Genomic DNA, 14,131 nt, shown 5'->3' with positions numbered 1-14,131 from the left:
CGGAGCTCGAGGGCACGAAGAAGGGGCCGACGGCGAACCGTCGACCCCTCCTCGAGACTGTTGTGTCAGCTGGCGCCGCGGTGTCAGCTGCCGGCGAGCTGCTGATCCAGGTCCTGGATCGCCCGCATCATGCCCAGCAGCGACTCCGACATGTCATTGATACCGTCGACCGCGGTCTTCAGACCCGTCGTCAGCTCCGTGTACCCCTCACCGAACTTCCCCGACGCATGCTGCGTCTTGAAGTCCTCACCCAGAAGAGTGTCCACCTGACCCTTCAACGTGTCCAACTGACCCTGAATGTCATCACGAGCCTGCGACAGCGACGACGCCACCTGCTCCATCTCTGCATAAGACGCACCGAAATCGGCCATCGTCCACACCTCCGCAAATCGAAAGAACCGGACCCCTCCGGCCCGAATAAGACCACCCTACGGGGCAGCCGCAAACACCGTCGATGGGGACAAGTCCCCATCGACCGCCTCAACTGCCGGGAGTGGGCGTCTGCCCTGCCATGTCCGGGACCGCGGGCTCCTCGGCCAGCTGCTCCCACGCGAAGGTCGAGATCATGGCGTCGCTCAGCAGCTCGATGCCGTCGAGCACCTCGGCGGGGATCACGTCTCCGTCAGGGATCACGATGGTCGACGTGAACACGAGCGCCTTGCGACGCAGCGTCCCCGGTACCGGAATGATGTACGTCACCGTTCGGCCGCCGACCCCGTCGATCGCGGGCGCACCCGCGGGGCGCTTGGCCTCGGTGGACCAGCGGACGATGTGCTTGAGGTTCTCGTCGAGGAACACCGCGCCACGCGCGCGGAATGCCTCGGTCACCCAGGCGTCGAGGTTCTCGCCGTCGGGCGCATCGAGGGCAGAGGCCGTGATCGACAACGGCAGCAGCTCCTCCATCGGCACGTCCTCCTGCCGATAGATCGCGAACACCTTGGTGCGCCGCATGCCCTGGTTGGCTTGCGCCATCATCGTGCGGAACTCGGCGTCCAGATCGGGGCGCCCGGCCTGCATGAAGATCGCACTCGCCTTGCGCACGTCCTCCTGCTGCCCCGCGTTCGTCGGGAGGTGTGTCGTCCACCCCGGGGGCAGCACGAGACGGAAGGCGGGGATGCCGAAGCGGAATTCCACGCCGAGGTCGTTCATCTCGTTCATCGCGTCTGCGCTCTCTTCGTCATGCGTTCCTTGACTTCTGGATTGCCCTCTCCCAGAGCAACCGCACTCAGCCGGGCGCTCCCCCATCCGGTGCGCTTCCAACGCTTGGCGTCGCCAGCAGGAAACGGTCTCGGGTCGAGGGCTGCGAGGGTAGCCAACTCCTGCCAGGACTTGTCGTCACCCTGCGCCTTCACTTCGCGATGGGCACGGTTCGCTTTCGCGATGCGACCGGAGGCCTTGCGTCGGAGGCTCGCGGCCAGATCGGAGAACCCCTCCATCGGCGAGTTCCTCATGTCGGCGATCCTGTCGAGCAGCGGGTCGAAGATCGCATCGAGTTCACGCGCGAGCTGCGGGGAGCGTTCGAGGAGCCGCTGCTCCTCGAACAGCCAGGCGTCGTTGACACTCATCGCACAGACGAGACACAATCTGCGCGGCACCGCACGAGTCTTCGCGTATCCACAGGTGCACCGGTCGGCCACACGCGCCAGAGCCTCTTCGAGGGACGACGCCTGAGCGGGTTCATCCGGGACGGGTTCCATCGCATCGAGCAGCAACAACGCGCCCGGCACGCCCACCTCGCGCAACAGATCGTTGCGAGCCCCGGCCGGGCGTCGTTCGACCTTCTGCCGCCACGGGCCTGCATCGTCCTCTGCCAGCAGCCCGCGCACACGCAGGGCATAGTCGACGAGAGAGCGCCGCTGCAGTGCGTGCACCTCCCGATTGAACCGTTCCACATCACTGCGCCGCATCGACTCATGCACGCCCATGACCTCAGCGATCGATGCTCGGCCGACTCGCACCGCGTCTTCGTGGATCGTCGCCACTGCCTCGTTGCGGGCGAGCAGTGCTACCTCGTCGGCTTCGAGTGTCGTCTCTCTCTTCATCCCCGCTCCTTCGACGGCATCGTGGCTCCAGTCTGCGTCATCGGCGTGGCCGACTCATCCTCGTACGCTCGCGCTCGGTGCGGGAGGGGGCAGGATGATGCCCGAGATCAGCCGGATGAGCTGCTGCTCGAACAGCACGAAAGCCGGCAGGGCGGTGCCGATCGTGTCGACGAGGATCGCCCACGATCCGTTGTTCAGACGCACCGTCCATTGCTCTACGAGAGTCGAGCCCTCGCCGTCGGCGACGCCGTTGCGACGAAACAGATAGCCGGCGCCATGCGTCTCCGTGCGCAGCGGCGTCGCGTCAGCAGCCGTGGAAAGACTCGCGCCATCGAAGAGCTCCTCTGTGGTGCCGGCGTCTTCCGAACGGGCGACGGAGATCGAGACGAGCAGGTCGCTGTAGATGCCGCGCGGAGCGAACCAGAGCTGAGTCTGCGACGGCCGCGCCTGGGCTACCAGCGCCTCGGCTGTCGCTCGAATGGCCGGCAGCTGATCCGGTCCGAAGATCGCCTGATCAGCAAAATGCTCGAGACAGGCTCGCACCCAGCGTTCAGGCGTTGCCGGATCGCGGGCCAGGTCGCTCGCGCCGGGAAGAGGAATGAACCAAGAGGCGTCGTAGTCGAGATCCCATGTGAAGGCTGCGGCCACGGTCATCGCGTGACGCCGTTGACCAGCCCTGCCGGCGAGAGTCCGCCGGACGGCGACCCGTTGCTGCCGACAGCGACGGTGCGGTCGGCCCATTTATAGCTGTTCCAGATGGCCTCCCATGTGGAATTCGACGGGGCATCGGCAATGGCCTGAAGTCCCTTGGGCAGGCTGTCGGTGAGGACCTGCTGGAACCTCGGCCCGGTCGAGGCCACGGCATCGCTGAACGCCACGCTGAACGAGCGGTTGGGTCCGAAGAGGAACCTCTCGGCCAGGCCGCTCTGCCAGTTCACGCCGTGCTGGCGAATACCGGAAACGCGGGATGCATAGTTGCCGAAGTTGTTGGCGACAGCACCGGACCACGGACTCGCGGTGCCACCGAGGCCACGCAGTCTCGTCATCTGCTGCACGGGATTGCGGAACTGCGCGACGAACTCATCGACGAACTTCGCGTTCCCCTTGAAGATCTTGCCGAGCTTCCCGATCGGGAGGATCCCGATGATCGACATCGCGAGATCGCCCCAGCCCTTGCGCCCATCGAACATCAGGGCGACCGTGAGTGCGAGTGCGATGACGCCGACCACCAGAGCAGCGATAGCGAAGAAGGGCCCGCCGATGATGAGTCCGAGCACGGCGATGGCGAGGCCGATCCAGCTCACCCACTCGGCCACCACGGCGAGGACACCGGCGATGTTCTCCCAGGTGGAGTCCTCGCCGATCTTGTTCGCGTCGGTGAGCCCCGAGACGGCGGTCTCATAGGCCGTGTGCCAGGTGTCGTACTCGCCGTCGAACGCGTCGAGGTTGTCGTTGTGGGTGGTCTCCGCGGTGTTGAGGGTCGATGCCGCGCCGGAGGCGGCGTTCGCGAGATTCGTGCCGGCCGTCGTGCTCGCCGATGTGTCTTCGGGTGCCGGTGGGTTCAGCCGCGTCGACGTGTTGTGCGCCTGGAGCGCATCGGCGGCGTCGGCGGCATTCGACTGCGCGGTCTGCAGCTCGGTGAGGCTGGTCTGGCAGTCGGCCACGATGGTGCGCATGCGGCTCTGCGCGGTCTCGAGCGCCGCGGCGTAGTTGTTCAGCGTGGTCCCTGCCGGCTTGTAGCGGCGACCCGCCTCGTCGAGATCCTTGTGGACGTCGTCGACGACATCCTTGATCTTGTCCATCGCGTAGCCCTCGCCTTCGATGGAGCCGTCCTTGATCCCCTTGAGCGTCGCGGCGGCACTGACCATGCTGTCACCGAGCTCGACGATCTTCGTCCCCCTGTCGGCGATCGCCACGGCATCTCCGGCCACGACCTCGACGTCACGCCCCTTGTTCGTCTGCATCTGCTTCTCTCCCCCTAGACCGCGGCCGGCTGACGGCCGGCGCCCGGCGCGTTCCCCGAACCCGACTGCTCCATCGACGTCGCCATCTCGGTGTCGAGGCTCGTGACCTCGTCGACCGTGCCCTTGACGCGATCGGCGACCTCTTTGAGCTTGGTGAGCAGTTTGTCGCGGCTGTCGTTCCAGCTGCCCTCGAAGTCGTGGCAGCGATCCTTCAGACGTCCGTCGCCGTAGGGCCTGCCGACGGCGTTCTCGACGTCATCCTGCTTCGCCGCGGCCGACTCCAGCTCGGCCACGATCGCCGTGAGCTTCTCGCTGGTCGTCTGCAGATCACTGATCGGCACGAGCATGCGTTCGCCTGCCATGACCCCCTCCTTCTTTCCCGGACGCTATGACGTTACTGGGAAGCACCGCGCGACGCGATGGGGAGTAGTCCCCATCCGCGACACCTCAGACCTTCCAGCTGCTGTTCCTGCGCTTCTCCAGAATGCGCTCAGCGACCTTGATCACGTCGGCCATCGAGAGGAGCGAGAGTTCAGTGAGAGCCGCCGCACCGGGGCCGCGCTTCTGCGCCTTCGCAGCGGTGGTCCGAACCGCGGGGCGCGCGTCTCGGGAGAGCATCTCGACGAAGCTCGACCAACGCCGGAGGTCGAGTTTCGCCAGCTCGACGCGGTGCGCGCGGCGAAGACGTGAGAGTCGACGTCCGCCAGCTCTGCGCGTCGCGCTCGCCTCGTCGGCCGTGTAGTCGCCGCGACTCTGCGCCACTTTGGCCTGCTTCTGCGCAGTCACCTCGATGACTCGCGCAACCTCTTCCGCGTACGCAGGCATGGCCCGCAGGAGTCGCCGTTCCTCGGCCACCCAGCGCCGCAGGAGCACGTCACCGCACTCCGGACACAGCTTCTGCGGCATGACGCCATCGACCGCATAGCCGCATGCGCAGTCGATACCGCCGCGCTGCTGCGCCCGATGCGGACGTCCGCCGAGCTTCGCCCGCAGGAGCGAGGCTCCCACCGCGCTGCGCCCGAGCTCGTCCGCGAGGAATCCCTCGCCGCTCCTGCGCTGCATGTCGGCGACCAGCAGCTCCCAGCGCTCCTGGTCTGCCGGTCGGATCAGCGGGCGAGCGGAGGCCGCATATTCGTCCAACACCGCGGTGATCTCCGCCTCCTGAGCGGCGCGCTTCAACGCCGTCGCCGACGTCGCTCCCGGCCAGGACGGGAACGCGATGTGGGCCGCGAGTTCCCGCATCCGAGCGTCACCCGAGACTCCCGCCGCCTCATGCAGCGCGGCCAGGGGCGCATTCGCCTCCAGCACACCGCGTTCGAACTCCTCGACAGCCTCAGACGCACTCATGCTCCCAGAGTAAACGCCTGCGAACGACGAAGAGGGCCGACCGTCATGGTCGTCCCTCTTCGTGAAACCGTGCTGCTGTCAGCTGCCGGCGAGCTGCTGATCCAGGTCCTGGATCGCCCGCATCATGCCCAGCAGCGACTCCGACATGTCGTTGATACCGTCGACCGCGGTCTTCAGACCCGTCGTCAGCTCCGTGTACCCCTCACCGAACTTCCCCGACGCATGCTGCGTCTTGAAGTCCTCACCCAGAAGCGTGTCCACCTGACCCTTCAACGTGTCCAACTGACCCTGAATGTCATCACGAGCCTGCGACAGCGACGACGCCACCTGCTCCATCTCTGCATAAGACGCACCGAAATCGGCCATCGTCCACACCTCCGGAAATCGATTGAACCAGACCACTCCGGCCCGGATAACTCCACCCTACGGACAAACCATCAGGGCCGTCGATGGGGACAACTCCCCATCCCCACTGCAGCGCCCGACGAGCGTCAGGGGCGCGGGATGACGCCGGCGATGTCGATCTCGCCGTCATAGGCGAGCCACGTGAGCCATGCGGCCGGTGTCATCGTCCGCGCCTGGGCGACACTGCCGGCATCGACACCGCGCTCCGCCAGCTGATCGAGCCGCGCCAGCCAGTCGGCCTTCGTCGACGCGTCCTGTCGGGTGGACGATGCCGCCCATTCCGCCTCCCGACGCATCTCCCGAACGGAGTCCGTCTGCGGTCGCGACGGCCCGACAGATGCAGGAACCGCGGAGCGCCGGCGCACCAGGTCGCTGCGCACGGCGATGCCGATGATCAACAGCACGCTCACCGCGGTCATCGGCAGCCAGACCGCGAGGTCCTGCGGGGCGAAGCCACGCCCGTCACCGCCGCCGACCGCCAGGCGGAAGATCAGGATGCCCGCGCAGATCACGCCGACCAGCACCGCGAGGGTCTCGCCCGTCCGCGCGCTCTTCGGATCGGGCACGCGCAGCATCAGCACGATCAGCAGTACAGGGAGCGCGATCACGCCGGCGACGAGAGCAACCGAGAGCGCGGTGCTCGGGTCTGTGAACGAGTTCCTTCGATCAGCAGGTCCGAGCATCACGGCCTGCACCAGAGCGGCGACGAGTCCGATACCGAGCAGCACTCCCCAGATCACGCGATAGGCCGTGCCGGACTCGCGCTCCGGTGATGCCCCCGCCGCCGACACCGGTGGCGCACCCGCACTGGTCACGAACCGCGCGCGACGCAGATGCAGCTTCCAGAGCCGACTGAACAGCGCGGCCGCGGTCTGCGGATCCGCACGAAGCGCCTTCACGGCTTCCGTTCCGACCACCCGAACCGCGGCGTCGTCTCCGGAGAGACGGATCACAGGCTTCACTCGTCGGTATCCACGTCGTCGGCCACCCAGGTCACGGTTGATGCCATCGCATCGAAGATCATTCGCACGGCGACAGCGTACTCGTCGTCGTCCGCCGTCTCGGCACCGACGATCGTGCTGCCCGTGAGCATGAGCGCCTTCCGGCGGTTCGTGCCCGGCACCGAAATCACGTAGATGCTCTGCGCGCGATGCGTCTCATCGTCGAGTCCGGCCCTGCGGTCCCGCCAGTAGACGATCCGCCCCTCCGTGTCGAGCAGCTCGGCACCGTCGCGGATCCGCGACGTGACCCATGCGTCGAGAGGGCCGTCGGGCGAATCGATGAACGTCGCGATCATCGACAGCGCGAGCGGGTCCTTTCCTGGAGTCCTTTCCGAAGGGAGGAACACGTACTTCGCACCCGCTTCGGCCAGCCCCTTCATCGCACTGTTGAGCTGCGAGGTGAACATGCCGTCGAGGTCAGGCCGACCTGCTCGGGCGAAGGCCGGCCGGGTGCGCTGCTCGAGCTGTGCTCCCAGCTCCGGGGTCACCGGCCAACTCGCCCACTCCGCAGGGAGCAGGATCCGGAAGCGCGGCGTTCCCGAGGAGAGACCGAGCAGTTCCTCACGCAGCGACATGCTGACCCGATCCGATCGGTGCGACGACGATCCGCTCGATGAGCTCTTCGAACACCGGCATCCCCACACCGAGGTGGGGCAGACTCGGACTGGTCACGACGACCTCCAGCAGTGCGCCGTCGCGCAGCAGTTCGTAGTGCAGCGTTCCCAGGATGCCGACGTCCGGCACCTGGGTGATCGTGGAGATGACCCGACCCACTGCGGGATCGTGCTCGCGCAACGGCAGGACCTGCCGCGGAAGCGCGGCGGGTGCGAGCTCCGGCAGATCGTCGAGGGAGGCGAGATCGCTCTCCGTGGCGTAGATCGCCACGAGTGCGCGTCCTGGCAGGCCGTCAGGGCAGAACAGCAGCGTGGCGAACGCTGTCGGATCCGCGCTCGCGGTGAGGGAGATGAGTGCCTCGACGGTCTCCTCGGGGTCGCGCTCCGGCTCGGACTGCAGCGTCGCGACCTTCTCGCGCGCCCAGACTCCCGGATCCACGTCGGAGGGAACCGGCAGCAACCAGCGATCGTCGATGTCGACCTCGATGCTCCGCATCAGAATCCCCACCCGCTCGTCGTCCTGTCATAGGCGAAGCCCGCTCCGGCCTTACCCAGGTTGTCGAGGAAGTCGAGCGCGGCATTGCCGCCGGACAGCATGTCATCCATGACGCTGCCGTTCGGCGTGTTGCCGAGGAACGACCGAAGGTTGTTGAAGGCCGCGTTCGAGAGACCGGAGGCGCCGTCGCCGATCGCACCGGCCCACGAACCTTCGCTGCCGCGGAGCAGCCGGCTGAGCATCGACGGCGACTCGAGTCCGTTGAAGAAGTTCCGCATGACTGCGGTGCCGTTGCGGTTGACGGCACCACCGGCATGGAAGACCTGACCGAGGTTGCCTTCGGCGAGCACACCCGTCAATCTCGACCCGCCACGCCATCCGGCACCGACCATGTCGCCACCCATGCCGAGCAGCCCCCGACCGAGCGACGCCAGTCCCGGAGCAGCCTTGAAGCCCTTGACGAGCGCGAACGCCTTGCCGAACGGGAACACGCCGACGGCCGCCATCGCGATGTCCCATCCGTTGCCGCGGCCGCAGCTGACCTTCCACACCGTGACGGCGAGTGCGGCCAGGCCGATGATCGCCGCCGCGAGGATGAAAGGACCGCCGATGATGCACGCCGCCACCGCGAGCACGATGCCCGCGTAGGAGAGGATCGTGCCGAGAGCCTCCAGCCAGGGCAGCTGGTCATCCCACCACGAGTCCTTGACGCCCTCGTCGTTCGCGGTCTGAATGCCCGCCCTGGCCCGCTCGTAGGCCTCCCACCACGTGTCGTACACGCCCTCGTATTCGACGGCCTTGGCCTTCCAGGCATCGTGGTCGCCGTCGACGTCGGCGAGCGACGTGCGGTCATCCGTGGATTCGCCCTCTGCGGGCTCCGGGAGCTTCGAGTCGTCCTCGTAGCTGCCGGCGGTGGTCTGATAGGCGTTCCAGAGATCCTCGAGGTCGGGGATCAGCGTGCTCAGAGTCGACTTCACGCCTTCGAGTGTCCGTGCGTACTCGATGATGTGCGTGCCGCTCGGCTGGTAACGCTCGCCCGCCTTGCGCAGATCATCCTTGACGTCGGTGACGTCGCCCTTCAAGGCATCGAGGCTCTTCCCCCGGCACTCGGCGCCCAGGTCGATCGTGGCGAGCAGATCTGCGGCGGCCAGCATCTGGTCGCCGAGACTCTCGATCTCGATCCCACGGAGCTCGATCGCGGGGGCCTCCCCCTCGATCGGGATGATCTCGTACTGCTTGCCTGCGGTGGGTGTCCTGTCCATGTCAGCGTGCCCCGTTCGGTTCGACCTGCGGCGGGTTCTCGGTGGTGTCGAGGTTCTTCGCCGCCTCGAGGTCGAAGTCCGTCCACGCCGTGGCGAAGTCGACGACCCGCTCCTTCGCGCTCTCGAGCTTCGACTTCAGGGTGTCGCGCTTGTCGTTCCAGTCGCTTTCGAAGCGGCTGATCTCGCTGCGCAGGGCCGTCTCGCCGTGCGGGGCGCCGATCGCGGATTCCAGGGCGTCGCTGCGTGTACCGGCGCTCTCGAACTCCTTGATGATGTTGCCCAACGACGTGTTCAACTGCTCCAGCTGCGACATGGGGATGTTGATGTCAGTTCCCACGACGATACCTCCTCGATTCCACCGATCGACTTCTGACCACTGCGTGCGCGTCGGCTCTCATCACGACCCTCCCCACCCTAAGGAGAACCGGCGGGTTCCACGATGGGCACAACTCCCCATCGGGTCATGCCTTCCTCTCCGCCTCCACCAACGGCAGCTGGACCGTGACCTGACGGCCCGCCTGCACGAAGATCCCTCGCCCCTCCGGGAAGTCCGTGCGCTTGACCTTCGGGAACGGCACTTTGAACACGGCATCGCCGTCGAAGGCATCCGGTTTGAGGATGATGCCCTTGCGGCCGGCCTTGAAGTCCGCGATGAAACCGAACCCGCTGGTCACCTGAGTCACGTCGGCGTCGCCGATGAGAAGGTGGTCGCTGCGGTTGATCGCCTGGAACAGAGCCTTCATCTCGCGCTCCGCCGGGCTGTCCGCGAACTGCGGGACATCCTCGACGACGACGAGCAGACGCACGCCCAACGTCTCGTCGGTGGCGATCTCGGTGATCTCCTTGGCCAGTTCCTTGGCGTCCTCCGGGGTCACCGCACTGCGGGTCCACTCGACGTAGTCCTTGAGCTGCGCCCGCCGCCCGCCGAAGTGGAAGAGCTTGATCTGCGGGTCGAGCCGACGCATCGAGGTGATGATGGCCTTCAGGGCGTTGGTCTTGCCCGACGACGGCGGCCCGGCCACGACGAACGTGCCGACCGGGTCGAAGTCGCGCGCGGCCAGGGTGTCCTCCGCGACGCCGAGCACCGGGAACTCACCCAGACGATCGGGAAGGTCGCGCACCGACAGACGAGTGGGCAGGGCGCCGATCTCCGGCACCTCCCTCGCACCCGACGCGCGCAGCTGCTCCGCGAGCCGTTCCAGCAGCTTGGTCTGCTCGGCGACGTTCGGGGTGCCGCCGAGCGTCGCGATCTGGGTCTCCCGACCATCGACGATGGCGCGGCCGGGCGCCGAACGCTCGTCCAGCACGTCCTTGGGAGCGTTGAGCATCGCGTACCCGGATTCGTCGGAGAGCCGCAGGACCACGCGCCGCGACACGTTGGCGCTGACCGCGGTGGGCACGGAGCCCGAACGGTCGGCGCTCGCGATCACGTGCACGCCCAGCGGGCGCCCCTCCCCGAGGATGCGCATGAACGTCTGATAGAACGGCATGCGCGCGGTAGTGGACTCCCACTCGCTGCGGAACTGCGGGAAACCGTCGATCAGGAGCAGGATGCGCGCCTCGTCCTTACCGGTGATCTCGCGGTACTCGGTCAGGCTGGAGGCATTGGCGGCGCTGAAGCGCTTTCCACGGTCATCGAGCACCTTGGCGAGCGAGCGGAGAACGCGCTGCACACGCTCGGAATCGTCGCCCGAGATGATCGACCCGACATGCGGCAGCATCTCCAGGCTCTTGAGCGAGCCGGAACCGAAGTCGAGGCCGTACACCTCGACGTTCGAATGCGCGGAGTCGAACCCGGCGGCGATCGCGATCGTGCGCAGCACGGTCGACTTGCCCGATCCACTCGTGCCGTAGACGAGCAGCGACCCGTCCTTGTCGGGATGGAAGTAGGCCGGCTCCTGCAGCTGACGCTCCGGGACATCCATCTTGCCGAGCAGCACCTGTCCGTCGCCGAGCACGGGGAGGTCGCGCATGTCGACGGCGCCCTCCAGATCGTCGAGCCACGGGCGTCGGGGCGCCGGGATGCGCGCCTGTCGCGCCGCGTTCACGAGCGTCGCCACGATGCGCTTCTGGTCGTTGGGTCCGAGGTCTTCGTCGTGGGAGTCGGACTCCGGAGCCTGCTCGGCCTCCCAGGTCTGGATCGAGCCGAACCGGAGCTCGGCGACCTTGACCTCGGCGACCTGCACCTCATCGGTCGTCCACCCGCCCGCGTAGGCGGACTGGAAGGGCACGAGACGCCCGGGACCGGTCTTCGCGATACCGCGCCCGGGTAGCGACGGCGAGAACGTCGCCGCCACCGGATCATCGACGACGTCCTTGGAATCGGATTCGTCGGCCATACGCAGCGCGACGCGGAGGTTGGTGTTCGCGCGGAGGTTGTCCTTGATGACGCCGGCGGGGCGCTGCGTCGCCATGATCAGGTGGATGCCGAGGGAGCGACCGCGCTGAGCGATGTCGACGACGCCGTCCACGAACTCCGGCACCTCTCCGGCGAGCGCGGCGAACTCGTCGATCACGAGCACCAGCGCGGGCGGGGTCTCCGGGTCGCGGCGCTTCTCGAGCTCGAGCAGGTCCTTCGCCTTCTTGCGGTTGAAGAGGTGCTCGCGGTGATGCAGCTCCGCGCGCAAGCTAGTGAGCGCACGCCGCACGAGGTGCGGGCTGAGGTCGGTGACGAGCCCCACCGTGTGCGGGAGGTCGACGCAGTCGGCGAAGGCGGAACCGCCCTTGTAGTCGACGAAGAGGAATGTGACACGGTCAGGGCTGTGGGCGGCCGCCATGCCGAGCACCCACGCCTGCAGGAACTCGCTCTTGCCGGCACCGGTCGTGCCGCCGACGAGCGCATGCGGACCCTGCGTGCGCAGATCGAGGGTCATCGCATCGGTCTGCGACTGGCCGATGATGGCGCGCAGGTTCCCGGCCTTCTTGAGACGGGACTGGGGCGCGCCGGAGCGGTCGATGATGGTGTTGTTCTGCCGCCAGCGGTCGATCACGGCGTTCGCATCCTCAGCGACCTCGTTCCCCACGAGCGAGAGGAAGCTGACCGAGTTCGGGATGTCGGAGGAATCCTCGATCACGGTGCTCGAATCGACGACCGGAGCCAGACGCTTCGCGAACATCATCATGTACGCGTGCGAGACGCCCTCTACCTGCACCCCGTGGTAGTCCACGCCGCTGCGGACGGTGCCGACCACGGCGTCGCCGAGCCCGGCGCTCACATCCACGAAGGTGCGGCACGCCGCGGGCAGCGCTTCGACGACCGGGGCGACGAAGAGGGCGTAGACGCCGACGTCGGCACCACGCTCCAGGATCTGGGTCAGGCGGGCCCGGTCCACGGGGGCGTCATTGGTCACGATGACCAGGATCGCGGTCTGCCCGGGGAACGTGGCGTCCTCGGCCGCGCGCTTGACGTCGGTGCCGTAGCGCATCGGATCCCAGTCGGCGCCGTACGGAGGACGCGCCGACTTCGACTCCCGCGAGCGACGCAGCACGATCTCCTCGAGACCGCTGAGCAGGGCCGTGCCGGTCGAGGCGGAATCCGCGAGCGGCATCTCCTTGAACGGGTTGCGCTCGCTCGAGGTGTGCGGCAGCCACTTGAGCCAGTCGAGCTCGTTCGCCCACCCCGGCTCGGTGAGGGCGACCGTGACCAGTTCGTTCGGCGAGTGCGTTCCGAACAGCTGGACCGCGATGCCGCGCAGCGCATCGCTGGCGAGCGAGGTCGGCCCCGCGACACCGATGGACCCCACACTCTGCAGGGATTCCAGGATGGGTACGTCGGCGATCATCCGGTACCGCTCCTCGAGACGGTCGACACGTTCGACGTACTCGACGAGCGCCTCCGGAGTCTCGGTGCGCTTGATGCGGGTGCGCGCCTCGCTCTCGCACACCCCGAGCCGCATGGCGAGGAAGTTCCAGTGCTCCGGTCGGCGCGTCCACAGCAGGGGGCCGAGGCGCATCGCCTCGTCGAACACCACCGCGACGGCCGGCACCTCGTTCTGCCGCACCTCCCGCTCCTTCGGGTGCGAGTGGTAGAGCGTCTCCTCGAGTCGCTCGAACTGCTCCTCGAACGACTCCGCCTCCTTGCGCAGGCGCTGGCCGATGTTGGTCTTCTGCGAGATGAAGTTGCCGAACATCATCATCGGTGATGCGGCGGCGATCAACAGGGACGCGGGGCGCTGCGTGATGCTGAACATCGTGACGGCCAGCAGGATCGGCGCGACGAGCATGGGCCAGGGGAAGAGTCTCGACGGCTGGTCGCGCGGGTAACGCGGTTCGTCCAGCTCCTGACCTGTGAAGCGTTCCTCGACCCGGGGGCTGCGGTTGAACATCAATGCTCCCCCGCGCTCGAGCACGGGATCGCCCGACGCCGAACCGTCGAAGTCGCTGACCATGTGCACGACGAACTCGCAGTCGCCGAGCACGAACATCTGACCGGGAATGACCCGAAGGCGTTGGACCAGACCGCCGTCCACGAGGATGCCGTTGGCCGAGTTCAGGTCGACCAGCTCGACGAACGTGGTCGCGACCTCGATCCTGGCGTGGCGCTTGGAGACGAGCGGATCGGCGATGGTGACATCGTTGGCGGCGTCTCGCCCGATCAGGAAGTGCCCGATGGGCAGCGGGAACTCCTGACCGGCGGCGGGTCCGGCGACGACCGTGAGCACCGCGGCAGGACGCGCACCGGCGCCTCCCGTCGAGGCCCGGTGGGGTCCGACGTTGACCACCTCGGCGAGGAATCCGGAGCCGATCGGGGCGTCACCCACGAGCAGGTCGGGGTTGAGCATCGTGAGCTGCTCGCTGGTCGGCGGCGCCACGGAGAGGGTGAGCACATCGGCCGCTCCCGCCGCGATGCTGCGCGCCGGGTCGGTCGTGGCGATCTGTCGCGCGACATCGGCGATCGTCGCGGTCGAGTCCGCCATCACGACCACATCGGTCAGAGGTGCTGCAGGTCGACGCAGGGTCAGCTTGACTCTCATAGCTCGTCCTCACCGCGCCGAGGGCGC

Annotated in this window: 14 protein-coding genes; all 14 read right to left on the bottom strand. The window is 67.2% G+C overall.

Annotated elements, in window-relative coordinates:
- Nucleotides 1-83: 83 nt before the first annotated feature.
- On the bottom strand, nucleotides 84-371 hold the full coding sequence (locus ACP699_RS14225; RefSeq protein ID WP_028501988.1) for a WXG100 family type VII secretion target: 288 nt from the start codon (nucleotides 369-371) through the stop codon (nucleotides 84-86).
- A 109-nt stretch (nucleotides 372-480) separates the two neighbouring features.
- Entirely contained in the window at nucleotides 481-1,158 is a 678-nt protein-coding gene (locus tag ACP699_RS14220; RefSeq protein ID WP_055869631.1) for a hypothetical protein, read from the bottom strand.
- Nucleotides 1,155-2,042 (bottom strand): hypothetical protein, encoded by an 888-nt coding sequence (locus tag ACP699_RS14215; protein ID WP_426171933.1) that lies wholly within the window; start codon nucleotides 2,040-2,042, stop codon nucleotides 1,155-1,157. Before ACP699_RS14215 ends, ACP699_RS14220 begins: the two co-directional genes overlap by 4 nt.
- A gap of 54 nt (nucleotides 2,043-2,096) precedes the next feature.
- On the bottom strand, nucleotides 2,097-2,696 hold the full coding sequence (locus ACP699_RS14210; protein WP_055876746.1) for a hypothetical protein: 600 nt from the start codon (nucleotides 2,694-2,696) through the stop codon (nucleotides 2,097-2,099).
- Nucleotides 2,693-4,006 (bottom strand): putative T7SS-secreted protein, encoded by a 1,314-nt coding sequence (locus ACP699_RS14205; RefSeq protein WP_055876744.1) that lies wholly within the window; start codon nucleotides 4,004-4,006, stop codon nucleotides 2,693-2,695. Before ACP699_RS14205 ends, ACP699_RS14210 begins: the two co-directional genes overlap by 4 nt.
- 14 nt (nucleotides 4,007-4,020) lie before the next feature.
- On the bottom strand, nucleotides 4,021-4,368 hold the full coding sequence (locus ACP699_RS14200; RefSeq protein ID WP_055869619.1) for a hypothetical protein: 348 nt from the start codon (nucleotides 4,366-4,368) through the stop codon (nucleotides 4,021-4,023).
- A gap of 85 nt (nucleotides 4,369-4,453) precedes the next feature.
- On the bottom strand, nucleotides 4,454-5,353 hold the full coding sequence (locus tag ACP699_RS14195) for a hypothetical protein (protein ID WP_288969796.1): 900 nt from the start codon (nucleotides 5,351-5,353) through the stop codon (nucleotides 4,454-4,456).
- Between the two features lie 78 nt (nucleotides 5,354-5,431).
- The gene (locus ACP699_RS14190) at nucleotides 5,432-5,719 is read right to left on the bottom strand and encodes a WXG100 family type VII secretion target (protein ID WP_028501988.1); all 288 of its coding nucleotides are present in this window, start codon (nucleotides 5,717-5,719) and stop codon (nucleotides 5,432-5,434) included.
- Nucleotides 5,720-5,844: 125 nt separating this feature from the next.
- Entirely contained in the window at nucleotides 5,845-6,720 is an 876-nt protein-coding gene (locus tag ACP699_RS14185) for a hypothetical protein (RefSeq protein ID WP_426171927.1), read from the bottom strand.
- A complete protein-coding gene (locus ACP699_RS14180; protein WP_055869612.1) occupies nucleotides 6,717-7,334 on the bottom strand; it encodes a hypothetical protein in 618 nt (205 codons plus the stop codon). The genes ACP699_RS14185 and ACP699_RS14180 overlap by 4 nt, the downstream gene beginning before the upstream one ends.
- A complete protein-coding gene (locus ACP699_RS14175) occupies nucleotides 7,321-7,869 on the bottom strand; it encodes a hypothetical protein (protein ID WP_055876738.1) in 549 nt (182 codons plus the stop codon). The genes ACP699_RS14180 and ACP699_RS14175 overlap by 14 nt, the downstream gene beginning before the upstream one ends.
- Nucleotides 7,869-9,131, bottom strand: coding sequence for a hypothetical protein (locus ACP699_RS14170; RefSeq protein ID WP_055869606.1), 1,263 nt, complete (start codon nucleotides 9,129-9,131; stop codon nucleotides 7,869-7,871). Before ACP699_RS14170 ends, ACP699_RS14175 begins: the two co-directional genes overlap by 1 nt.
- Before the next feature lies 1 nt (nucleotide 9,132).
- Nucleotides 9,133-9,468 carry a hypothetical protein gene (locus ACP699_RS14165; protein ID WP_055869603.1) on the bottom strand — a complete coding sequence of 112 codons (336 nt, stop codon included), beginning with the start codon at nucleotides 9,466-9,468 and terminating at the stop codon, nucleotides 9,133-9,135.
- Between the two features lie 124 nt (nucleotides 9,469-9,592).
- Nucleotides 9,593-14,104: an FtsK/SpoIIIE domain-containing protein gene (locus ACP699_RS14160; protein WP_426171923.1), complete on the bottom strand. Its 4,512-nt coding sequence runs from the start codon at nucleotides 14,102-14,104 to the stop codon at nucleotides 9,593-9,595.
- Nucleotides 14,105-14,131: the final 27 nt, after the last annotated feature.

The sequence above is a fragment of the Microbacterium sp. DWRC1-3 genome, assembly GCF_049896645.1.
Lineage (GTDB): Bacteria > Actinomycetota > Actinomycetes > Actinomycetales > Microbacteriaceae > Microbacterium > Microbacterium maritypicum.
This window is presented reverse-complemented; position numbering and strand designations above follow the sequence as displayed.